The organism is Roseicyclus marinus, assembly GCF_036322625.1.
Taxonomy (GTDB): Bacteria; Pseudomonadota; Alphaproteobacteria; order Rhodobacterales; family Rhodobacteraceae; genus Roseicyclus; species Roseicyclus marinus_A.
On sequence record NZ_AP027266.1, the window covers coordinates 1,287,869 to 1,308,695 of the forward strand.

Below are 20,827 nucleotides of genomic sequence, written 5' to 3' on the forward strand. Positions count from 1 at the left end.
TTCTACCGCTGTTCCCGGTCCGTGTCAACGAATCACGTGCGCTCCGCCCCAAGCGGCAGGTATTCCACCATATCGCCCGCCCGGCGCTTGCCGTCATGGGGCGGCCGCACCACCAGCGCGCCCGCCTCCGACAGCACCGTCAAAAGCGAGCTGTCCTGGCTCTCATGCGGGGCGAGCAGCGCCATCTCCCCCCCAGGCATCAGGCTCGCGCGCATGTAATGCTCGCGCGGCCCGTTCTCCTCCAGGTCACAGGCCAGCCGCCCGCGCCGCCTCGGCCGCGCCTCACCCGGCAGCCCCAGCATGACGCGCAGCATCGGCACCAGGAAGATCTCGGCACAAACCAGCGACGAGACCGGATTGCCCGGCAGCCCCAGCAACACCGCCCCCCCAAGCCGCCCCGCCATCAGGGGTTTGCCGGGCCGCATCGCCACCTTGTAAAAGGCCCGCTCCAGCCCCATGCCCGCCGCGACCTCGCCCACCAGGTCATGATCTCCGACCGAGGCACCGCCGATCGTCACCACGAGATCCGCCCCCCGCGCGAGCCCCAGCACCTGTTCCAGGCTCTCGCGCCTGTCCCGCGCGATGGGCAAAAGCCGCGCGCGCCCGCCCTCGGCCTCCACCAGCGCCTTGATCCCGTAGCTGTTCGACGCCACGATCTGATCGGCGCGCGGGTCCTCGCCGGGGCTCACCAATTCGTCGCCCGTGGCAATGATGGCCACCTCGGGCCGCCGCCGCACGACCAGTTCGGGCAGGTTCATCGCGGCACAAAGCGCCACATCGGCCGGGCTCATCCGCCGCGGGGCGACAAGCCGCGCCCCCACGTGGAAATCCACCCCCATGGGCCGGATATTCGCAGGCCCCTCCGGCAGGGCCCCCAACGTCACCAGATCGCCCGCGCGGCTCACATCCTCCTGGATGACCACGCAATCGGCCCCCTCGGGCACCGGCGCGCCGGTGAAGATGCGCACGGCCTCCCCCGGCCCGATCCGCCCCGCCCATGCACGGCCCGCAGGTGCCTCGCCCACCACGCGCAGCACCCGTCCCGCGACCCGATCCTCCGACAAGATCGCATAGCCATCCATCGCCGATGCGGCAAAGGGCGGCTGCTCGCGCCGCGCCACCCCGTCCTCGGCCAGAACCCGCCCCCCGGCTTCGGCCAGCGCCACGCGCTCCACGCCCAAGGGCCGCACCAGAGCCAGGCAGGCTTCCAGCGCCTCCGCGACCGAGATCATTCGCGCCCCCCGCTCATGGCTTCATCTTTCCACAAATATGCACCGCGACCTTGCCGCCCGCGCCTCAGCTGCCCGCCTCGTAACGCCCCGACTTGCCGCCATCCTTCAAAACGACCCTGATGCCGCCGATCTCGATCGATTTCTCCGCGGCCTTCAGCATGTCATGGACCGTCAGCGCCGCGACCGACACGGCGGTCAGCGCCTCCATCTCGACCCCCGTCTGGCCCGTGGTCTTGACCGTCGCCGTGATCCGCACACCGGGCAGCGCCGCATCGGTCACCAGCTCCAGCGTCACCTTGGTGATCGGCAGGGGATGACACAGCGGGATCAGATCGGCGGTCTTTTTCGCGCCCATGATCCCCGCAAGCCGCGCAATGCCCAGGACATCGCCCTTCTTGGCGCTGCCCTGTTCCACCAGCGCCAGCGTCTCGGGCCGCATCTTCACCCAACCTTCGGCCACCGCGATCCGGTCTGTCACCGCCTTGCCCGAGACATCGACCATGTGGGCCTGTCCCGCGCCGTCGAAATGCGTCAGCTCCGCCATGACCTTACCCCGCCACCGGGTCGGACAGGATCGCGCGGGTCGCCGCCGTCACATCCTCCTGCCGCATCAGGCTTTCCCCGATGAGGAAGGACCGCGCCCCCGCCCGCGCCATGCGCGACAGATCCTCGGGCGTGAACAGCCCCGATTCCGAGATGACCATCCGATCCCCCGGCACCCGTGCCGCCAACCGCTCGGTCGTGGCCAGATCGGTGACGAACGTGTTCAGATCGCGGTTGTTGATGCCCAGAAGCGGGCTGTTCAGCCGCAGCGCCCGGTCCAGTTCCGCATCGTCATGCACCTCGATCAGCGCATCCATCCCCCAATGGCGCGCCGCATCCTCAAGCTCGGCCGCCAGCCCATCCTCGACCGAGGCCATGATGATCAGGATGCAATCCGCACCCCAGGCCCGCGCCTCGGCCACCTGGTAGGTGTCATAGAGAAAATCCTTGCGCAGACAGGGCAGGGATGCCGCCGCCCGCGCCCGGCTCAGATACTCGGGCTTGCCCTGGAAACTGGGCGTGTCGGTCAGGACCGACAGACAGCTGGCCCCCCCCGCCTCATAGGCTTTCGCCAGGACCGGCGGATCGAAATCCGCCCGGATCAGGCCCTTGGACGGGCTCGCCTTCTTGATCTCCGCGATCAGGCCGTAGCCCGTTTCTTCCGCCGCCGTCAGCGCCTTGTGAAAGCCCCGCACGCGGGGGGCGGCGCGCGCGGCGTCTTCCACGCTTGCCAAGGGCCGCTCGGCTTTCGCTTGGGCGACTTCCTCCAGCTTGTAGGCCTTGATCTTGTCCAGAATGGTCGCCATCGCGCCGCTCATGCCCCCTTGGCCGCTTGCGTGATCGCGGCCAGCCGCGCCACGCTTTGTTTCGCCGCACCGCTGTCGATGCTCTGGGCCGCGATCTCCACGCCGCCCTTCAGATCCTCTGCCTTCTCCGCCACCACCAGGGCTGCGGCCGCGTTCAACAGCACCGCGTCGCGGTAGGCACCCGGTGCCCCCTCCAAAAGCGCGCGCAGCGCCGCCGCATTCTCCGCAGGCGTGCCGCCCAGGATGTCGCGGAAGGCATGCACCGGCAGACCCGCCTCCTCGGGATGCACCTCGCGCGCCCGGATCTTGCCGTCCTTCAGCACCGCCACCGATGTCGGCCCGCAAATCGAGATCTCGTCCGTCCCGTCCGATCCATGGACCAGCCACGCCGCCTCCGACCCCAGCGCCTGCAGCGTCTCGGCCATGGGAAAGATCAGGTCGATGGCAAAGGCTCCGGTCAATTGCCGCTTCACCCCCGCCGGGTTCGTCAGCGGCCCGAGGATGTTGAAGATCGTCTTGCAGCCCAATTCCATGCGCACCGGCATCACCTGCTTCATCGCCGGATGATGCATGGGCGCCATCATGAAGCCGATGCCCGCCTCCGCGATGGCGCGTTCGACCACCTCGGGCGGGACCATCACGTCGATCCCCAGTTCCGACAGCGCATCGGCCGATCCCGATTTCGACGACAGGTTGCGGTTCCCGTGCTTGGCCACCGGCACGCCCGCGCCCGCCACGACGAAAGCCGCCGCCGTCGAGATGTTGAGCGTCCCCATCCCGTCGCCGCCCGTGCCCACGATATCCATCGCGCCCTCGGGTGCCGCGACCTTCACGCAGCGATCGCGCATCACCTGGGCCGCTGCGGCATATTCGGCCACGGATTCGCCGCGTGCCCGCATCGCCATCAGCAATCCCCCGATCTGGGCGGGGGTGGCCGTGCCCTCGAACAATTCCTCGAAGGCCGCTTCCGCCTGCGCGCGCGACAACGGCCCTTCCGAGGCGGCATAGATCAACGGTTTCATCGCATCGGTCATGCGGGCACGGCTCCCTTGGCGGCCTCGGCCATGGTCAGGAAATTCCTCAGCATCGCATGGCCATGTTCGGACCGGATGCTTTCGGGGTGAAACTGCACGCCCTCGATGGGCAGCGTTCTGTGGCGCAGGCCCATGATCGTGCCGTCGGGCAATTCCGCCGTCACCTCCAGCACCTCGGGCAGGCTCTCGCGGTCCACGACCAGCGAATGATACCGCGTGGCCTTGAGCGGGGAGGGCAAGCCCGCAAAGACGCCTTTGCCCTCATGATGGATCTCGCCCATCTTGCCATGCACGATCTCGCTGTGGCGCTGCACCGTGCCGCCAAAGGCCTCCCCGATGGTCTGATGGCCGAGGCACACGCCCAACAGCGGCACGCCCGCGCCCGCCACCGCCCGCGTCAGCGCAAGGCAAATGCCCGCCTGCGCCGGATCGCAGGGACCGGGCGACAGCACGATCGCATCGGGCTTCAGCGCCAGCGCGTCTTGCACCGTGATCCGGTCATTGCGGACGACCTTCGTCTCGGCCCCCAATTCGCCCAGGTAATGGACAAGGTTCCAGGTGAAACTGTCGTAATTGTCGATCAAAAGCAGCATGGGGGCGGGTCCGGCGCTGATGGGTCAAAAGGGGGGTGAAGGCGGCGCACACCCGGGGTATACATGTTTCAAAGCCGCGCCGGGTGGTCAAGCGCCCGTGGTCAAGGCGGCTGGGATCTTGGTCGCGGGGCAGGGCGCTCCGGGCCGGGGTCCCGCGCAGGTGAGCGGGGGCGACATGGGTGGTGGAATTCTGAACGGGATGATCCTGGGCCTCGTGCTCTCGGGGATCGTGCTGGGGGCTGTGTCGCTCTCGACGCCGCTGCCCGACCGCGCGCCTGCACCCTTTGCCGCAGACCCCCTGCCGGTCGCGCCCACGCCCGCAGCCCCGCCCGTGACCGAGGACCGCGCGACGCCGGATGCGGCCGCACCGCCTGCCGCCCCGGCGGAGATGGCCAGCGCCGATCCCGCGCCTGCGCCCGTTCCCGCAGCCGACAGCGCACCCGCCGCCACGCCCGATCCCGCGCCCTCCCAAGCGCCCGAGACCCCGGTTGCGCCCGATCCGGCCACGACACCCCCGGCCCCGGCCGAATTGCCCCGCGTCACCACCTTGCCCCGGCCCAGCGCCGATCCCGCGCCCCGCCTGCCGCGCGCCGACATCCCGCCCATGGCCAGCGCACCCGTGCCACCGGGCCCGACCCCCGCCGCCGACACCGCCCCCGATGCGGCGATCCCGGCGGAAGAACCCCATGCCGTCATCGCAACCCCGTCCGAGCCGCCCGCGCCCCCGGATCTTGCCACAGCCCCAAGCCCGCGCTTTTCCACCACCTTCGATGCCAGCGCCGGGGGCGCCACCCCGCGCCGCCTGAGCGTGCCCGAACAGCAGGGCGCGCCGATTCTGGGCGATGCGACCGATCCGCCGCCCGCACCCGCCGCGACCCGCACCGATGAGGCAGGCCCCGCGCCGGTCCAGCCGCGCCGCCTGCCACAGGTCCCGCCACCTCCCGCTGCCGCCACCGCCACCACCTCCGGCCTGCCGCAGGTGCTTCCGGAACCGGCACAGGGCGCGGCCATGCCCGCAGCCGATCCCGATCCCGCGCCCGACCCGGCAGCGGTTCCGCCCCTGTCCCCCTCCGACAGGGCCGATGCGCTCCGTGACAATGCCGAACCTTTCGAGGTGGCCATCGGCACGCCGCTCATGGCCGTCGTTCTGATCGACGATCCCGCAACGCCCCTCGATCCGGCGGCGCTTGCCGATCTCAGCTTTCCCCTCACCTTCGCCATCGATCCCACGCGCCCCGATGCCGCCGACCGCGCCGAAGCTTTCCGCGCCGCCGGTTTCGAGGTGGTGATCCTCGCCGCCCCCGCCATCGCCCAGGGCGCGACACCGGCCGATGTCGAAACGGCGCTCGCCGCAGCCATCGACACCATTCCGCAGGCTGTCGCCCTGATGGATGACCCCTCGGGCCGCATCCAGTCCGACAGGCCGGTGCTCGATGCCACGATGGCAGCACTCGGCGCGACGGGGCACGGGTTTTTGGCCTTTCCCCAAGGACTCAATGCCGCCGAACAGACCGCGCGGCGGCTGGGCGTGCCGGGGACGACCTTCTTCCGGCTGCTCGATGACGAGGATCAGCGCGCCACCGTCATCAGCCGCTTTCTCGGGCGCGCGGCCTTTGACGCGGCCCAGACCGGCAGCGTGATCGTGGCGGGCCGCACCCGCCCCGACACGGTCACGGGGATCTTTTCCTGGGCCTTGGCCAATCGCGTCGAAGGCGTGGCGCTCGCCCCCGTCTCGGCGGTCTTGCAAAACCTTTCCGAATAGGGCGCGGCGCTCCGGCGCGCCCTAGCGGTTGCCCCGCCCCGAAAACAGCCCCGCATCCTCAGCCGCCCGGCGGATCGCCCGCGACTTGTTCACGGTTTCCTCGAATTCCGCCTCCGGGTCGCTGTCATAGACAACGCCGCCGCCCGCCTGGATGTAGAGCTTGCCATCCTTCACCACGGCGGTGCGCAGCGCGATGCACATGTCCATGTCGCCGCCCGCGCTGAAATAGCCCACGCCCCCGCCATAGACGCCGCGCTTTTCGGGCTCCAGCTCGTCGATGATCTCCATCGCCCGCACCTTGGGCGCGCCCGAAACCGTGCCCGCGGGCAACCCGGCCAAAAGCGCCGACAGCGCGTCCTCATCCTCGCGCAGCTCGCCCACCACGTTCGACACGATGTGCATCACGTGGGAATAGCGCTCGACGATGAATTCCTCGGTGGGCCGGACCGTCCCGATCTTGGCCACCCGGCCCACATCGTTGCGCCCCAGGTCCAAGAGCATCAGATGCTCGGCCAGTTCCTTCTGGTCCGACAACAGATCGGCCTCCAGCGCGCGATCCTCCTCGGGCGTGGCGCCCCGCTTGCGCGTGCCCGCGATGGGCCGGATCGTGACCTGCCCGCCAAAGACCCGCACCAGGATCTCGGGGCTGGCCCCCACCACCTGGAACGGCCCGAAGTTGAAAAAGAACATGAAGGGCGAGGGGTTGGTGCGCCGGAGCGCCCGGTAGAGCGCAAAGGGCGGCTCGGGAAAATCCTGCGTCCAGCGCTGGGACGGCACGACCTGGAAAATATCGCCCGCGCGGATGTAATCCTTGGCGCGCTCCACGGCGGCCAGGTAATCGGCCTTGGCGAAATTCGACACCGGCTCGGCCACCTTGCGCGCCTCGCCCATCTCGCGGCTGGCCATGGCGGGCGCGCGTTCCAGGTCGCGCAGCGCATCGGCCACCCGCTCGGCCGCCTGCGCATAGGCCGCCCGCGCATTCAACCCCGATGACACCCAGGCGGGCGACACGATCGTCACCTCGCCCTTCACCCCGTCCAGAACCGCGATGACCGAGGGGCGCATCAGCACCGCATCGGGCAATCCCAGCGGATCGGGGTTCACGTCGGGCAGATGCTCGACCAGCCGGATCATGTCATAGCCGAGGTAGCCGAACAGCCCCGCGGCAGCGCCGGGCAGATCCTCGGGCATCTCGATGGCGCTTTCGGCCAGAAGCGCGCGCAGCGCCTCCAGCGGCGGCGCCTCGCAGGGCTCGAAACTGTCGCGGTCATAGCGCGCCGCCCGGTTCAGGCGGCTTGTCCGCCCATGGCATTCCCAGATCAGGTCCGGCTTGCAGCCGATGATCGAATAGCGCCCGCGCACCTCGCCGCCGGTCACGGATTCCAGGATGAAACTGTCCCGCCCCGCATCCGTCAGCTTCATCATCACCGACACGGCCGTATCCAGATCGGCCGCCAGCCGCGCATGGACCAACTGGTTCCTGCCCGCGTTCCAACCCGCCTCGAAGGCGGCGAAATCCGAAATCATGGCCATCAGGGGAACTGCGTGTGAACGGCGTTGATCATCGATTGGTCGAGCCGGATGCCCACCTCGGCCTGCATCGCCTGCCCATAGCCCTCGAAAATGTCCTGCGCCATGGATTGCGCCACGCTCTGCCCGATGATCTGCGTCAGGATCTGGGTCGTCGGATCGTCGCGCGCGGCGGGGTTGATCGCGTCAAGCCGCGCGATCAGCGCCCGGTCGGCACCGGGTACCAGCACCACGTCCCCCGGCTGCGACAGGCGGAACACCTGCGCCACCAGCGTCGGAGGGGCATCGGGGATGAAATCCTGCCGCCGCACCTCTGCCTCCGCACTCACGGAGCCCAGGCTTTCCAGCGTCGCGCCGGTGGCCAGCTGGCCCACCAGTGTCTCGCCCCGTGCCGCCAATTGCTCGCGCAAGACGCCCGCGCGCCAGCTTTCGGCCACGGCCTCGCGCACGTCGTCCAGCGGCGGCAGGGTCGGGGGCACCACCTCGTCGAGCCGCAGCGCGAACAGCCCGCCATCGCTCAACTCCAGAAGCTCGGGGAAATCCCCCTCCTCGGCCAGCCGCGCCGCCTCGCGAAAGGCGTCATAGCCCGCGATCCCGTCTTCGGAGGCAGGGGTCAGCTCGATCGCGCCCAGCCGCATCTCGGTATCGGCGGCCAGCTCTTCGAGCGTCGCGCCCTCGGCCAACAGGTCATCCACAGGATCGCGCAGATCGTCGATCACGCGCCGCGCCGCCTCGGCGGCCAGTTCCGCACGCAATTCCTCCTCCGCCTCCTCGAACGGCACTTCGGAGGCATCGAGAACCGCGTTCACCCGGAACAGCGCCGGTCCCAGCACCGATTGCACCGGCCCGATGATCTCGCTCTCGGTGTCGCTGAAAATCGCCTCCGCAGCTTCCGCCGACAGATCGCCACGGGCCACTTCGCCCAGGTCCACATCCTCCAGCGACAGGCCGCGCTCGGCGACAAGCGTGTCGAAATCCGTCTCGCCCGCCGCGATGGCCGCGAAAGCCGCCTCCGCCGCCGCCTCGTCGATGAAGACCAGCCGCTCCAGCAGACGCCGCTCGGGCTGGCGGTAGAGATCCGCCCGCGCCTCGTAAAGATCGCGCAGCGCGCCCTCGTCGATCTCCATGTCATCCATCAACATGGCGGGCGTGACCCAGGCATAGGTGATCCGCCGCGCCTCGGGGCGGGTGAAGCGGCCGGGGTTCGCCTCGTAATGGGCCACCAGATCCGCCTCCTCCGGCGCGGGCAGGCCCGTGGGCAGATCGGCCTCGGTCAGCGTCAGGATGCTGAAATCCCGCGTCTCGCCCTGGTAGGCGACCAGCGCCTCGGCGATGGCTTGATCGGGCTGCAAGCCGCCCAGAACCGCCACCTGCAACAGGCTGCGCGCGGTATCCTCGCGCATGTCCTCTTCGAATTGAGCAGGCGTCAGCCCGTTCTGGCGCAGCACCTGTTCATAGGCCTCGCGGTCAAAGGACCCGTTGATCCCCTGGAACGCCTCGATCCGCGTGATCTCGCGCGCGACCGCCTCGTCGCCCACCGACAGGCCCATCCGCGCCGCCTCGTTGGCCAGCGCCGCCTGCGCCACCAGCGATTGCAGCACCGCCTGGTCGATGCCTTCGGCCTGCAGGTCCGACAGCGTCACGGGCTGGCGCGTCTGGGCGATGCGGGCGCGGATTTCCTGGTCGAGCGCGCGGGCATAATCCTCCGCCGTGATCTCGATGTCGCCGACGCTGCCGATCCGGCTGCCGCCACCGCTGAAAGACCCGATCCCGAACCCCGCCAGGGCCACGAACAACAGCCCGAGGATGATCCAGACGAAAAGGTTCGAGGCCTTTTTCGCAACCGATTTCGCCATTCTCTGCGGGTCCTTCCTGTTTCGCTCCGTCCGGGCTCAGCCGCCCTTGATTGCGCGGTTGATTACGCGCTCGCGCCCCGCGCGGCAAGGGCCGGGGCCATCGCCCCGGGACCGCTGCCTAGAGATCGAGCGCCGAAAGCCTGTCCACCACTTCGGCAAGCCCCGCCGCATCGGCATTGGCGAATGCGATCCTGAGCGTGGCCTCCGCCTGGCCCGTCCCGCCCTCGGCCCGGCGCGGCCCGAACATCGTGCCCGGCAGCACCAGGAGGGCGGCCTTGTCCACCATCTCGCGCGCCACCACGTCCGACGGCTTGCCAAAGGGGTGGCGCACATAGGCGAAATAGGCCCCGCAGCCCATCAGCTCCCATCCGGGCAGCCGCTGGAACCCTGCCACAAGCGCATCGCGCCGCGCCAGGATCTCGGCGCGTTCGCCCGCCAGCCAATCCTTCAGGTTCCGCATCCCCCACAGCGCCCCGATCTGCCCCACCTGCGGCGGACAGATCGCGACGGTATCAAGGAATTTCTCCACCTCCGCCAGCCGCTGGCCCGACGCCATGATCGCCCCCACCCGATGCCCCGTCAGCCTGTAGGCCTTCGAAAAGGAATAGAGATGGATCAGCGTGTCATCCCAATCGGGATCGGCGAAAAGCCCATGCGGCGCGCCGTCTTGCGAATGGAAATCGCGGTAGGTCTCGTCGAGGATCAGCGCCAGCCCCCGTGTCCGTGCCAGGTCGAAAAACGCCCGCAACAGCTCGGGCGGATATTCCCGCCCCGTGGGATTGTTGGGGCTGACCAGCACGATGGCGCGCGTCCTCTCGGTGACCAGCGCCGCCGCCCGCTCGGGGTCGGGCATCAGGTCGTCGCCCGTGGGCAGGGCCACGCAACCCACGCCTTCCATGTCGAGCCACATCTTGTGATTGAAATAGAAGGGCAGGGGCACGATCACCTCGTCGCCCGCCCCCGCCAGCGTCGACATCACGGCGGTAAAGGCCTGGTTGCAGCCCGCCGTCACCGCCACCTGCTCCGGCGCGATGACCCCGCCATAGGCCGCCGACCATTGCGCGGCCAGTTCGGCGCGCAACTCCGGCATCCCCAGGACCGGGCCATAGAGATGCGCCGCCGGATTCTCCATCAGCGCATCGGCCATGGCCTGCGCCAGCCCCCGGGGCGGCGGATCGACCGGCGCCGCCTGGCTCAGCAGGATCAGCGGCTGTTCGGGCGAAAACCTCTTGCCCTCGATCCAGCGCCGCGCCTCCATCACCGGCGGGGCAAAGGTGCGCCTGTAGGTCGGGTTGATCGGCTGCATCATGCCTCTTCCGGCACCGCCTCGCGCGGCGCGCGTCTTCTCTGTTTCAAAAATATCCCCGCCGGAGGCTCCCGCAGCAAACGCCCGCGCAAAGATGCGATCTCCGCAAATCGCCCAAAGCCTGCCGGTGGCCGCTCAGAACGGGATCTCGTCGTCCACATCCCCGCCGCCGCCATAGCCGCCGCCACCGCTCGGGCCGCCCCTGTCGTCGGGATAGCCGCCGCCGCGGTCGTCGCCATAGCCGCCCGAGGCGCCGCCGCCATAGCCGCCGCCGCCACCACCGCTGCCGCCGCCGTCACGCCCGTCCAGAAGCGTCAGCTCGCCCCGATAGGGCCGCAGCACCACTTCCGTCGAATACCGGTCCTGCCCCGACTGGTCTTGCCATTTGCGGGTTTCGAGCTGCCCCTCGATATAGACCTTGGACCCTTTGCGCAGGTATTGCTCGGCGATCCGCGCCAGCGGTTCGGAAAAGATCGCGACCGAATGCCATTCGGTCTTTTCGCGCCGCTCGCCGGTGTTGCGGTCCTTCCAGTTCTCCGAGGTGGCGATGCGCAGGTTGCAGACCTTGCCGCCATTGGGAAAGCTGCGCACCTCGGGGTCGCGGCCCAGGTTTCCGATCAGGATCACCTTGTTGACGGATCCGGCCATGTCTCTTTCTCCCCGTTCTGGCAAATGCTGGCCCCGATCCGAGTCGGCGGCGCGTATCGCTTAGATCATCCTGCCATGGTCAAGAAAAGGTTAAAGGCGTCCCTTGCACCCCGTCCAAATGCCGTCACGCTGGAAATCCGGGCCGAATTGGCGTATTTCCCGCGCGATGCGCCGATCCCTGTCGCCCCTTCGCGCCCTCCTGTCGCGCCGCCTTCTGGCGGCCGCGCTCCTTTTGTGCGCGGCCCATCCCCTCCATGCCGACCCGATGGAGCGGATCAACCGCGCGCTCGGCGTGATCGACAGCCGCGCCTCGACGCAATACGCGGCCTCCGTCCGGCTCCGGCCCGATTTCGACCCCGACGCCGCCGCCATCCCCCGCTTCGAGGGGCGCTATGACGGCCCCTGGCTCGAGGTCGCCCGCGCCGCCGCCCGCCGCCATGGCATCCCCGAGGATCTGTTTTTGCGCCTCGTGCAACAGGAATCGGGTTGGAACCCCGAGGCCGTCAGCCATGCGGGTGCCATTGGCTTGGCCCAGCTCATGCCCGATACGGCGGCGCTTCTCGGCGTCGATCCGCACGACCCGACCGCCAATCTCGAAGGGGGCGCGCGCTATCTCGCCCTGCAATTCCGCGATTTCCGCCGCTGGGATCACGCGCTCGCCGCCTATAACGCGGGGCCCGAGGCGGTGCGCGAACATGACGGCATCCCGCCCTATGCCGAAACGCAGGATTACGTGCGCATCATCCTCGGCTCATCGTGATCCATCCTTCGGCTCCGGCCCGCGCCTTGGCGGATCGGCCAGGTGCTCCTCCGCCCCCAATCTCCGGCGCAAGGCCCGCCGTCCCCGGCTCAACCGCGATGTGACCGTGCCAAGCGGCAGACCCGTCGCCGCCGCGATCTCGGCATAGCTCAACCCCTCGATTGCCCGCAGCCGCAACAGCGCGCCCTGCGCCTTAGGCAGATCGTCCAGCGCGGCCAAGGTCCTGCCTGCCGCCAGATCCGCCTCCGGCCCGGCACATTCATCCGCCGTCTCGTCGGGGTCTTTGGCATCTTGCGTCCCGTCACCGTGCGGCACGGCCCGCCCCCGGCTGCGCGCGCAATTCCTGAGCGTGGCAAAGGCATAGGCGCGCAGATCGCTGACCGGGGCGGCATCGCTCGCGCCCGCCTGCGCCATGGCCAGCCGCGACCAGACCCTGAGCAGGGTGTCCTGCACCAGGTCATCGGCATCCTCCACCGACCGGCTCAGGCGGCGCGCGCTCCGGCGCAGATCGGGCAATAGCGCGGCAAAGGCCCGTGCCGTGGCGGGCGGGCGTCCTTCGCTGTCGGGACCGGGGCAGGGGGCTTGCATCGGGCGATCTCCTCTCGCGGCTGGCCGCACCAGCACCGCCCATCCCGTCCCCCCGCACAAGCCCGCCGCGCCATCCCCCGCGCGCTTGCGCCATGCGCCGCCCATCCTCGGCGGCCTTCCGCGTGTCGCAGCGTCGCGCAGCCCACCCTCGGCGGGACACCGCGCGCGGCACCTTCCCCTTGGGCAAACCGCCGCCACCCCGTCACGCCCTGCAGACGGGCCGGGATCAAACCAGCGCCCGCCCGCGTCTTCCTCCCCGAGGGCGGCACACTGCCTTCACCGTCCAACAGACACCAGGAGACCTGACAGATGACACCGAAACACCGCTTCCGCTTCCGCACCGCCCGCGCGCTCTTTCACGGCGCGCTGATCCTCGGCCTCGTGGGGGCAGGCCATGCCATGGGGCAGGGGCTTGTCCTCGATGCCGATGGCGATGGCCTCGTCAGCTACGGCGAAGCACAGGCAGCCCTGCCCGACCTGACCGAGGCGGAATTCGCCGCCCTCGACGCCAATGGCGACGGCATGCTCAACGCCGAGGAAATCGCCGCCGCCGAAGAGGCAGGCCTGATCCCGGCCGGTTGACCCGATCCTTCGTACGAAGGATCGCAGACCCCGAAAATTCGTACGAATTTTCGGGGTCACCCCCCAAAGTTTCGCCTTGGACCCCGCCTCTCGCGGTCAGACGCCGCGCGCGATGGCCGCAACACCCGTCCGCGCCAGCCGCACCTCGCCCAGGGGGCGCATCAGGTCGCAAAAGGCATCGACCTTTTCCGGCGTGCCCGTGATCTCGAAGACGAAACTCTGCAGGGTGGAATCGACCACGTTGGCGCGGAAAATCTCGGCGATGCGCAACGCCTCGACCCTGTGCTCGCCCTTGGCGATGACCTTGATCAGCGCCAGTTCCCGGCTGACGAAGGGCCCCTCGACCGTCAGGTCATGGACCTCGTGCACGGGCACCATGCGTTCGAGCTGCATCTTGATCTGGTTGATCACCTGCGGCGTGCCGCTCGTCACGATCGTGATGCGCGACCGATGGCCTGCGCGGTCCACCTCGGCCACGGTCAGGCTCTCGATATTGTAGCCCCGCCCGGAAAACAGGCCGATCACGCGCGCCAGCACGCCCGCCTCGTTCTGCACCAGCACCGCCAGCGTGTGGGTCTCCACCGTGTCGGACATGTGGCTGCGAAGATCATAGGCGGAATGGCTCGACGAGCCTTTCTCGATGTTGAGCGGTGACATGGGCGGCCCCTGGCATGAAAACGGCCCGCCCGGTTTAGCCGGGCGGGCCGCGATGGGAAAGGGTGCAATTGCCCTATTCGGCAGGTGCCGCCGCCTTCAGCACCCCATGCTCGCTGCGCAGGCCCAGGTAGATGCACAGGCACAAAGCCAAAAGCACCAGCGTGAAGGGCAGGCCGGTCGAGATCACCATCGCCTGAAGCGAGGCAAGGCCGCCCCCGATCAACAGCGCGATCGCCACCAAGCCCTCGAAGGTGCACCAGAACACCCGCTGCGGCACGGGCGCGTCGATCTTGCCGCCCGCCGTGATCGTGTCGATCACAAGGCTGCCACTGTCCGACGAGGTGACGAAGAACACGATCACCAGCACGATGGCCAGCGTCGAGGTTATCCCGGCCAGCGGCAGGCCCTCGAGCATGGCAAAGAGCGACAATTCCGGGCTGTAGCTCTCGATCACATTGGCCATGACCGCCGAGCCTTCGGGATCGGCCACCATGTCGTTGATCGCCGCCCCGCCAAAGACCGACATCCACAACACGCAGACCAGCGAGGGGATGATCAGGACGCAGGTCAGGAATTCGCGCACCGTCCGGCCCCGGCTCACCCGGGCGATGAACATGCCGACAAAGGGCGACCAGCTGATCCACCACGCCCAATAGAATGCCGTCCACCCCTCCCGGTAGCCGTCATCCTCGCGCCCGAACGGGTTCGACAGCGGCACGATCTCCTGCGCATAGGCGACCAGCCCGCGCCCGAATTCCGTCAGGATCGCCGTGGCCCCCGCGGCAAAGAGCACGAAGAGCAGCAACAGGACCGCCAGCACCATGTTGACCTCCGACAGGACCTTCACCCCGCCATCCAGCCCGCGCAGCACCGAGACAAGCGCGATGGCCGTGATGCCGATGATCAGGATGACCTGCATGGTCGTGGTATTGGCGATGCCATAGACATGTTCGAGCCCCGCATTGGCCTGCTGCGCGCCCAGGCCCAGCGATGTCGCAAGCCCGAAGAGCGTGGCGAAAACGGCAAGAATGTCGATGACATGCCCCCACCAGCCCCAGACCCGTTCCCCCAGGAGCGGGTAAAAGGCCGAGCGGATCGATAGCGGCAATCCCTTGTTGTAGGTGAAAAGCGCCAGCGCCAAGGCCACCACCGCATAGATCGCCCATGGATGCAGCGCCCAATGATAGGATGTGGCGGCCAAGGCCATCCGCCGCGCCTCCTCCACATTGGCCGCGATCAGCGCGCCGTTCTCGTCAAAGGGCCTGACCGCGCCGAGCGGCGCATCGCCCCAGGGCGTGCCGAAATAATAGGCGGGCTCCAGCACCCCGAAAAACATCAACCCGATGCCCATGCCTGCGGCAAACAGCATCGCGAACCAGCCCGTATAGGAATAATCGGGCGTGGCCTCCGCACCGCCAAGCCGGACCTTGCCCACCGGCAGCACGATCAACGCAAGGCAAAAAAGGACAAAGACATTGGCCGACAGCAGGAAAAACCAGTCGAACCCCGATGTCAGCGCGGGCCTGAGCCAGCCGAAGAAATCGGCCGCCTGTCCCGGTGCCAGCAGCGCATAGGCCACGAAAGCCACCACCGACAGGCCCGAGATCGCAAAGACCGGGTTGTGGATGTCGAACCCGATGGGGCCGACGCTGCCCTCGATATTGTCCTGCCCGATGTCGTACTCCGTCTCGATCGGATCGTGATGCCCGTCCGGGTCCGGGATGCCCTGCACGGCCATCGTCTCTGTCTGCGTATCGCTCATCTGCGGTTCCTTTTTCCTGTTCTTGGGGGGCGCGGCGACCTCAGTCGCGCACCACCATCACCGACACTTGGCTGTGCCGCGCGATGCGCCCGCCATGGCTGCCAAGATCGAAGCGGCGCGGAATATGAGAGCCCATCACCACCAGATCGGCCCCCAGGAGCCCGAGCGCCTTTTCCAGCGCCCGGTCCAGCTCCGCCGCCGGGTCGGGCACCGTCACGGGATGGGTCTCGATCTGTCGCAGATCATGCAGCTCCGCCTGCATCGCCGCGAATTTCGCCAGCTTTTCGGCATAGTCCTGCGGGTCATGCGCGACGCTGCCCGGCTGCGATGCGGTGACCCCCACATAGGTCACGCGCGCCCCGTAATGCTTGGCCAGATCGCCCGCGACCTTCAGCGCGCCCTCCAGCTTCGCAAGATGGGCAAGATCGACCGGCACCATGATATGTCCGAACAAGACGCCCCTCCGTTTCCCTGGCGATAGCGATGAAAAGGGGGCGCTGGATCGTGTCCCGACCGCCAGTCGATCGAGAGGGAAGCACCCTTTTGCGACATTTTTCTGTCGTAATCAGGCTAACATCCATGAACTTAAGTGCAACCCCCGTCACGGCGATCCGGCCAATAACCTCCGCGGCGCAAAAGAAAACGGGCCCCGAAGGGCCCGCTTGTCCGTCTCGCATCGGGGCAGGGGGATCAGACCAGAACGCCGCCTTCGGCCCCGATCACGCCCTTGGTCTCCGCCTCGCCCAAGAGCATCTCGTTATGCGCCTTGCCCGACGGGATCATCGGGAAACAATTCTCGTGCTTCTCGACGAGGCAGTCAAAGATCACCGGACCATCATACTCCAGCATCTCCATGATCGCATCGTCCAGGTCCTTGGGGTCCTTGCACAAGATGCCCTTGCAGCCAAAGGCTTCGGCCAGCTTCACGAAATCGGGCAGCGCCTCGGACCAGCTGTGCGAATAACGCTCGCCATGCAGCAATTCCTGCCACTGGCGCACCATGCCCAGACGCTCGTTGTTGAGGATGAACTGCTTGACCGGCAGGCGATACTGCACCGCGGTGCCCATCTCCTGCATGTTCATCAGCCAGCTCGCCTCGCCCGCCACGTTGATCACCAGCGCGCCCGGATGCGCGATCTGCACCCCGATGGAGGCCGGCGTGCCATAGCCCATGGTCCCCAGGCCCCCCGAGGTCATCCAGCGGTTGGGGTCCTCGAAGCCCAGGAATTGCGCCGCCCACATCTGGTGCTGGCCCACTTCGGTCGTGATGTAGCGATCCCGCCCCTTGGTCAGGGCCTCCAGCCGCTCCAGCGCGTATTGCGGTTTGATCGTGGCCTCGGAATTCTTGTAGGTCAGGCACTTGACCGCGCGCCACTCGTTGATCTGGCTCCACCACTTGGACAGCGCGCCCTTGTTGGTCCTGGACCCGCGCGCCTTCCAGACACGCAGCATCTCGGCCAGAACCTCGGTCACATCCCCGATGATCGGGAAATCGGCGTGGATCACCTTGTTGATCGAGGACGGGTCGATATCGACATGCGCCTTTTTCGAGCCGGGGCTGAAATCCGCGATCCGGCCCGTGATCCGGTCATCGAACCGCGCGCCGATGTTGATCATCAGATCGCAGCCGTGCATCGCAAGGTTCGCCTCGTACAGCCCGTGCATCCCCAGCATGCCGAGCCAGTTCTTGCCCGAGGCCGGATAGCTTCCCAGACCCATCAGCGTCGATGTGATGGGGAAATCGGTCTCGGCCACCAGCTCGCGCAACAGCGCGCTCGCGCGCGGGCCCGAATTGATCACGCCGCCCCCGGTGTAGAAAACCGGGCGCTCGGCCTGTTCCATCGCTTCGACCAGCGCCTCGATCATCGCCGGATCGCCCTTGGTGCGCGGTTGGTAATGCGCGACCTTGGCCTGGGGCTTTTCCACATAGGTGCCGGTGGCGAATTGCACGTCCTTGGGGATATCGACCAGAACCGGGCCGGGGCGGCCCTGCGTGGCGATATGAAAGGCCTGGTGGATCGTGTCCGACAATTGGTCGGTATCCTTCACCAGCCAGTTCATCTTGGTGCAGGGGCGCGTGATGCCGACCGTATCGGCCTCCTGGAACGCGTCCGAACCGATCATGAAGGTCGGAACCTGCCCCGTCAGCACCACGATCGGGATCGAATCCATCAGCGCATCGACCAGGCCCGTCACCGCATTGGTCGCACCCGGCCCCGATGTCACCAGCACGACGCCCGGCTTGCCGGTCGAGCGCGCATAGCCCTCGGCGGCATGGACCGCGCCCTGTTCGTGCCGCACAAGGATGTGGCGGATGTTGTTTTGCTGGAAAATCTCGTCGTAGATCGGCAGCACGGCCCCGCCGGGATAGCCGAATACGACCTCGACGCCCTGATCCTTCAGCGCCTCGACCACCATTTTCGCGCCGGTCATCTGCCGTGTCATCGCGCCTGTCCTTCTCTTGTCGACATCTACGTCCCGCGGGCTTGTCGCGTGGCGCCCGCATGGCCACTGGCATAAAAAAACCCCCGGCTTCGATCCGAGGGCGCATGGGAGACCGGTATGGTTGCCGTCACCGACCCATGCGCATGATCCCTACAAGTACGAGAATGGAGGTCATCTGACCGCGCCCCTTCGCCAAGTGACCGGGAAACTAGGCAAGCCCTCCGCTTGCGTCAACCGCAAAAGGCACGATTCCTTTCGTCTCGGGCACCCGCCGCGCAACGAACGGAAAGGGAAAGCTTGCAGCTAACAAGATTCGTGCTCGCCCGATTTGCGCCCCCGTGGCGGGGCCTCTGCAACGATCTGCCGCAGCTTTTGGCGTCATTTCGCGCTTTGCGGCTCAACTTTTGGGCGAAACACCCCTCGAATTCTCGATTTTGGTAAGATCATTTTACAAAAAGTGACGGTTTGGGGGCGAAAACCTGTTTCCGGGGCGAAACCACCGCGCTAGGGTGCGGGCACTTCGTGGGGCCAACCCACGACCGCGGCCCGAGGGGGGTCGCGGGTATTCCATCATCCGGGGAGGATACCGTATGGATCGTCGTTCGTTCCTGAGAACGTCCGCAATTGGTGGCGCGGCCGCCGCAACCACCACCTTGGCTGCACCCGCCATCGCGCAGGGCAACCGCACGCTCACCCTCGTCACGTCGGTTCCCGACGGTTTCGCGGTTTTCGATGACGCGGCACAACTCGCCATCGACTACATCACCGCCATGACCGACGGCCAGCTGTCGTTCAACAAGATGCCCGCAGGCAGCCTCGTGGGCGCCTTCGAGGTGTTCGACGCCGTGTCCGCCGGCCAGGCCGACCTGTATCACTCGGCAGAATACTACTTCCTGAACCAGCACCCGGCCTTCGCCTTCTTCACCGCCGTGCCCTTCGGCATGACGGCACAGGAAATGGCCAACTGGTACTACCGTCGCGGCGGTCAGGAACTGCACGACAACCTGTCCTCGCTCTTCAACCTCAAGCCGCTGATGTGCGGTCAGACCGCGATGCAGCCCGGCGGCTGGTTCAACATCGAGATCAACTCGGTCGAAGACCTGCAGGGCCTGCGCTTCCGCATGCCCGGCCAGGGTGGCCAGGTGCTGGGCCGTCTGGGCGCATCCGTCCAGAACATCCCCGGCGGTGAAATCTACCAGGCCCTCGCGTCGCGTCAGATCGACGGTGCGGAATGGATCGGCCCCTATGCCGACGAGCGCATGGGCTTCCAGGAAGTCACCAACATCTACTACGCCGCAGGTTTCCACGAGCCGGGCTCGACCCTCTCGCTCGTGTTCAACCTCGAGATCTGGGAATCGCTGACGCCCCAGCAGCAGACCATCTGCAAGGTCGCCTGCGAGGCCGCTCACGCCCAGAACACCGCCCTCTCGCTGGCCGAGAACGGTGCGGCACTCGCCCGTCTGCAGGCCGCAGGCGTGCAGGTTCGCCAGTTCCCCGAGGATGTCTGGGATGCCTTCGGCACCGCAGCCGCCGAAGTCCGTCAGGAAAACATGGGCGACCCGATCTACGCCGAGATCGCCAACAGCGTCTTCGCCTCGATCGAGGAATCCTCGGGCTGGTACGAAATCGCCGACGGCGAATTCATGCGCCAGCGCAACCGCGTCAACAACGCGGGCTGATCCGGGCAGATGCCTTGAACCGTCCGGCCCCTCGTGGGCCGGGCGGACCCATTCTTGACATGACCAAGACATGTGACGCGCCCCTTGCCGGGGCCGCGTGCCAGGGGGCCACCGCATGATCGACTTCATCCTTTGGGTGCTTCAGAATATCGCGCTCGCGCCATATTACCTGTTCACCGCGATCACCAATCCGGGGGCCTGGCTCGACTGGTCGAACCCCGAAGCCGTGATGCGCTTCATCTATTACGGGGCCTCGGTCGAACTCTTCTTCGTCGTCATCACGACGGCGCTCGTCATCACCCTTCTGGGAATGTTCTGGAACCGCGAAATCCTCTGGGCCGCGGTCCGCATCCTCGAAACCTTCGCCAATGCGGTGGGCCGCACCGCCGCCTGGGCGGGCCTCGTCATGGTCCTGATCCAGGTGATGATCGTCTTTTTGCAGCGGATCTTCCGCGTGGCCGAAATCCAGCTCGGGCCGCTCGGCACCGCCTTTGCCCAGGACCTCAGCTGGTGGGCCGAGGGGCTCAAGTTCTACAACGCCCTCGTCGTCTGTCTCTGCGTCTCCTACACCTTCGTGCAGGGCGGGCATGTGCGCGTCGACCTCGTCTATTCGGCGGTGAAATTCCGCACGAAAAAGGTGATCGACATGGTCGGCTGCCTGATCTTCATGCTGCCCGCGATCACGCTCACCTATCTCTATTCGTGGTTCTTCATGTGGCGTCACCTGATGACGCCCTCGGTCACCTCGACCTCCGATCTTGACCGGATGGTCGCGCAATCGCGCATCTTCCGCTGGAACGTGGAAACCATCGGCTTCAGCCCCAACGGCTTCAACGCCTATTTCCTGTTCAAGATCCTGATCGTGCTCTTCTGCGTTCTGGTCTTCATCCACGCCATCGCGTTCTTCTGGCGCTCCTACCTCGAATGGGTCGAGGGCGAAGCGAGCGAGAACAAGTATCTCGACCGCGACAAGACCGGCGACGAGGCCGAAGACCTCGAGCACGCCATTCACTCCGGGTCCACCTGATCCAAACGACACGCCGC

19 protein-coding genes are annotated in these 20,827 nt (G+C 67.3%); 5 read left to right on the top strand and 14 right to left on the bottom strand.

Going from position 1 to position 20,827, the window contains the following annotated elements; translation table 11 throughout:
* Positions 1-32 precede the first annotated feature (32 nt).
* The 5 genes from glp to AABA51_RS06170 form a co-directional block, all read right to left on the bottom strand.
* Positions 33-1,232, bottom strand: coding sequence for a gephyrin-like molybdotransferase Glp (gene glp, locus AABA51_RS06150; RefSeq protein WP_338275475.1), 1,200 nt, complete (start codon positions 1,230-1,232; stop codon positions 33-35).
* A 64-nt stretch (positions 1,233-1,296) separates the two neighbouring features.
* Positions 1,297-1,776 (bottom strand): cyclic pyranopterin monophosphate synthase MoaC, encoded by a 480-nt coding sequence (gene moaC / locus AABA51_RS06155; protein WP_338275477.1) that lies wholly within the window; start codon positions 1,774-1,776, stop codon positions 1,297-1,299.
* A gap of 4 nt (positions 1,777-1,780) precedes the next feature.
* The gene (gene trpC / locus AABA51_RS06160) at positions 1,781-2,581 is read right to left on the bottom strand and encodes an indole-3-glycerol phosphate synthase TrpC (RefSeq protein WP_338275479.1); all 801 of its coding nucleotides are present in this window, start codon (positions 2,579-2,581) and stop codon (positions 1,781-1,783) included.
* 8 nt (positions 2,582-2,589) lie between these two features.
* On the bottom strand, positions 2,590-3,615 hold the full coding sequence (gene trpD, locus AABA51_RS06165; protein ID WP_338275480.1) for an anthranilate phosphoribosyltransferase: 1,026 nt from the start codon (positions 3,613-3,615) through the stop codon (positions 2,590-2,592).
* Entirely contained in the window at positions 3,612-4,208 is a 597-nt protein-coding gene (locus AABA51_RS06170) for an anthranilate synthase component II (protein WP_338275482.1), read from the bottom strand. The genes trpD and AABA51_RS06170 overlap by 4 nt, the downstream gene beginning before the upstream one ends.
* A 175-nt stretch (positions 4,209-4,383) precedes the next feature.
* On the opposite strand from AABA51_RS06170, the gene AABA51_RS06175 reads away from it, so the two are divergent.
* On the top strand, positions 4,384-5,970 hold the full coding sequence (locus AABA51_RS06175; RefSeq protein WP_338275484.1) for a divergent polysaccharide deacetylase family protein: 1,587 nt from the start codon (positions 4,384-4,386) through the stop codon (positions 5,968-5,970).
* Between the two features lie 21 nt (positions 5,971-5,991).
* Here AABA51_RS06175 and trpE read toward each other — a convergent pair whose 3' ends face one another.
* The 4 genes from trpE to ssb all read right to left on the bottom strand — a co-directional run bounded on the left by trpE (position 5,992) and on the right by ssb (position 11,310).
* Positions 5,992-7,503: an anthranilate synthase component I gene (gene trpE, locus AABA51_RS06180; protein WP_338275486.1), complete on the bottom strand. Its 1,512-nt coding sequence runs from the start codon at positions 7,501-7,503 to the stop codon at positions 5,992-5,994.
* Positions 7,503-9,356 carry a peptidylprolyl isomerase gene (locus tag AABA51_RS06185; protein WP_338275488.1) on the bottom strand — a complete coding sequence of 618 codons (1,854 nt, stop codon included), beginning with the start codon at positions 9,354-9,356 and terminating at the stop codon, positions 7,503-7,505. The genes trpE and AABA51_RS06185 overlap by 1 nt, the downstream gene beginning before the upstream one ends.
* Positions 9,357-9,474: 118 nt before the next feature.
* Positions 9,475-10,665, bottom strand: a complete 1,191-nt coding sequence (locus AABA51_RS06190; protein WP_338275491.1) for an aminotransferase — start codon at positions 10,663-10,665, stop codon at positions 9,475-9,477.
* A 132-nt stretch (positions 10,666-10,797) separates the two neighbouring features.
* Positions 10,798-11,310: a single-stranded DNA-binding protein gene (gene ssb / locus AABA51_RS06195; protein WP_338275494.1), complete on the bottom strand. Its 513-nt coding sequence runs from the start codon at positions 11,308-11,310 to the stop codon at positions 10,798-10,800.
* Between the two features lie 166 nt (positions 11,311-11,476).
* Between ssb and AABA51_RS06200 the strand changes: the two genes are divergently transcribed.
* Complete coding sequence (locus AABA51_RS06200; RefSeq protein WP_338275496.1) at positions 11,477-12,070, top strand: lytic transglycosylase domain-containing protein; 594 nt, start codon at positions 11,477-11,479, stop codon at positions 12,068-12,070.
* Here the strand turns inward: AABA51_RS06200 and AABA51_RS06205 are convergent.
* Complete coding sequence (locus AABA51_RS06205) at positions 12,062-12,658, bottom strand: RNA polymerase sigma factor (protein ID WP_338275497.1); 597 nt, start codon at positions 12,656-12,658, stop codon at positions 12,062-12,064. The genes AABA51_RS06200 and AABA51_RS06205 overlap by 9 nt on opposite strands.
* 309 nt (positions 12,659-12,967) lie before the next feature.
* Here AABA51_RS06205 and AABA51_RS06210 point away from each other — a divergent pair, with 309 nt between their 5' ends.
* A complete protein-coding gene (locus tag AABA51_RS06210) occupies positions 12,968-13,240 on the top strand; it encodes a hypothetical protein (protein ID WP_338275499.1) in 273 nt (90 codons plus the stop codon).
* A 96-nt stretch (positions 13,241-13,336) separates the two neighbouring features.
* Here the strand turns inward: AABA51_RS06210 and ilvN are convergent, their stop codons facing one another.
* The 4 genes from ilvN to AABA51_RS06230 form a co-directional block, all read right to left on the bottom strand.
* Positions 13,337-13,897 carry an acetolactate synthase small subunit gene (gene ilvN, locus AABA51_RS06215; RefSeq protein WP_338275502.1) on the bottom strand — a complete coding sequence of 187 codons (561 nt, stop codon included), beginning with the start codon at positions 13,895-13,897 and terminating at the stop codon, positions 13,337-13,339.
* 73 nt (positions 13,898-13,970) lie between these two features.
* Positions 13,971-15,659 (bottom strand): BCCT family transporter, encoded by a 1,689-nt coding sequence (locus tag AABA51_RS06220; RefSeq protein ID WP_338275504.1) that lies wholly within the window; start codon positions 15,657-15,659, stop codon positions 13,971-13,973.
* 40 nt (positions 15,660-15,699) lie between these two features.
* Entirely contained in the window at positions 15,700-16,113 is a 414-nt protein-coding gene (locus AABA51_RS06225; protein WP_338275507.1) for a universal stress protein, read from the bottom strand.
* Positions 16,114-16,349: 236 nt separating this feature from the next.
* Complete coding sequence (locus AABA51_RS06230; protein WP_338275510.1) at positions 16,350-18,104, bottom strand: acetolactate synthase 3 large subunit; 1,755 nt, start codon at positions 18,102-18,104, stop codon at positions 16,350-16,352.
* A 590-nt stretch (positions 18,105-18,694) separates the two neighbouring features.
* Between AABA51_RS06230 and AABA51_RS06235 the strand changes: the two genes are divergently transcribed.
* Together AABA51_RS06235 and AABA51_RS06240 are read left to right on the top strand one after the other, a co-directional pair.
* A complete protein-coding gene (locus AABA51_RS06235) occupies positions 18,695-19,783 on the top strand; it encodes a TRAP transporter substrate-binding protein (protein ID WP_338275513.1) in 1,089 nt (362 codons plus the stop codon).
* 115 nt (positions 19,784-19,898) lie between these two features.
* Complete coding sequence (locus AABA51_RS06240) at positions 19,899-20,810, top strand: TRAP transporter small permease subunit (RefSeq protein WP_338275516.1); 912 nt, start codon at positions 19,899-19,901, stop codon at positions 20,808-20,810.
* Positions 20,811-20,827 lie beyond the last annotated feature (17 nt).

Bases quoted from the DNA above. Each gene is read 5' to 3' on its own strand.
- glp (WP_338275475.1), bottom strand. From the start codon at position 1,232: ATGATCTCGGTCGCGGAGGCGCTGGAAGCCTGCCTGGCTCTGGTGCGG.
- moaC (WP_338275477.1), bottom strand. From the start codon at position 1,776: ATGGCGGAGCTGACGCATTTCGACGGCGCGGGACAGGCCCACATGGTC.
- trpC (WP_338275479.1), bottom strand. From the start codon at position 2,581: ATGGCGACCATTCTGGACAAGATCAAGGCCTACAAGCTGGAGGAAGTC.
- trpD (WP_338275480.1), bottom strand. From the start codon at position 3,615: ATGACCGATGCGATGAAACCGTTGATCTATGCCGCCTCGGAAGGGCCG.
- AABA51_RS06170 (WP_338275482.1), bottom strand. From the start codon at position 4,208: ATGCTGCTTTTGATCGACAATTACGACAGTTTCACCTGGAACCTTGTC.
- AABA51_RS06175 (WP_338275484.1), top strand. From the start codon at position 4,384: ATGGGTGGTGGAATTCTGAACGGGATGATCCTGGGCCTCGTGCTCTCG.
- trpE (WP_338275486.1), bottom strand. From the start codon at position 7,503: ATGGCCATGATTTCGGATTTCGCCGCCTTCGAGGCGGGTTGGAACGCG.
- AABA51_RS06185 (WP_338275488.1), bottom strand. From the start codon at position 9,356: ATGGCGAAATCGGTTGCGAAAAAGGCCTCGAACCTTTTCGTCTGGATC.
- AABA51_RS06190 (WP_338275491.1), bottom strand. From the start codon at position 10,665: ATGATGCAGCCGATCAACCCGACCTACAGGCGCACCTTTGCCCCGCCG.
- ssb (WP_338275494.1), bottom strand. From the start codon at position 11,310: ATGGCCGGATCCGTCAACAAGGTGATCCTGATCGGAAACCTGGGCCGC.
- AABA51_RS06200 (WP_338275496.1), top strand. From the start codon at position 11,477: ATGCGCCGATCCCTGTCGCCCCTTCGCGCCCTCCTGTCGCGCCGCCTT.
- AABA51_RS06205 (WP_338275497.1), bottom strand. From the start codon at position 12,658: ATGCAAGCCCCCTGCCCCGGTCCCGACAGCGAAGGACGCCCGCCCGCC.
- AABA51_RS06210 (WP_338275499.1), top strand. From the start codon at position 12,968: ATGACACCGAAACACCGCTTCCGCTTCCGCACCGCCCGCGCGCTCTTT.
- ilvN (WP_338275502.1), bottom strand. From the start codon at position 13,897: ATGTCACCGCTCAACATCGAGAAAGGCTCGTCGAGCCATTCCGCCTAT.
- AABA51_RS06220 (WP_338275504.1), bottom strand. From the start codon at position 15,659: ATGAGCGATACGCAGACAGAGACGATGGCCGTGCAGGGCATCCCGGAC.
- AABA51_RS06230 (WP_338275510.1), bottom strand. From the start codon at position 18,104: ATGACACGGCAGATGACCGGCGCGAAAATGGTGGTCGAGGCGCTGAAG.
- AABA51_RS06235 (WP_338275513.1), top strand. From the start codon at position 18,695: ATGGATCGTCGTTCGTTCCTGAGAACGTCCGCAATTGGTGGCGCGGCC.
- AABA51_RS06240 (WP_338275516.1), top strand. From the start codon at position 19,899: ATGATCGACTTCATCCTTTGGGTGCTTCAGAATATCGCGCTCGCGCCA.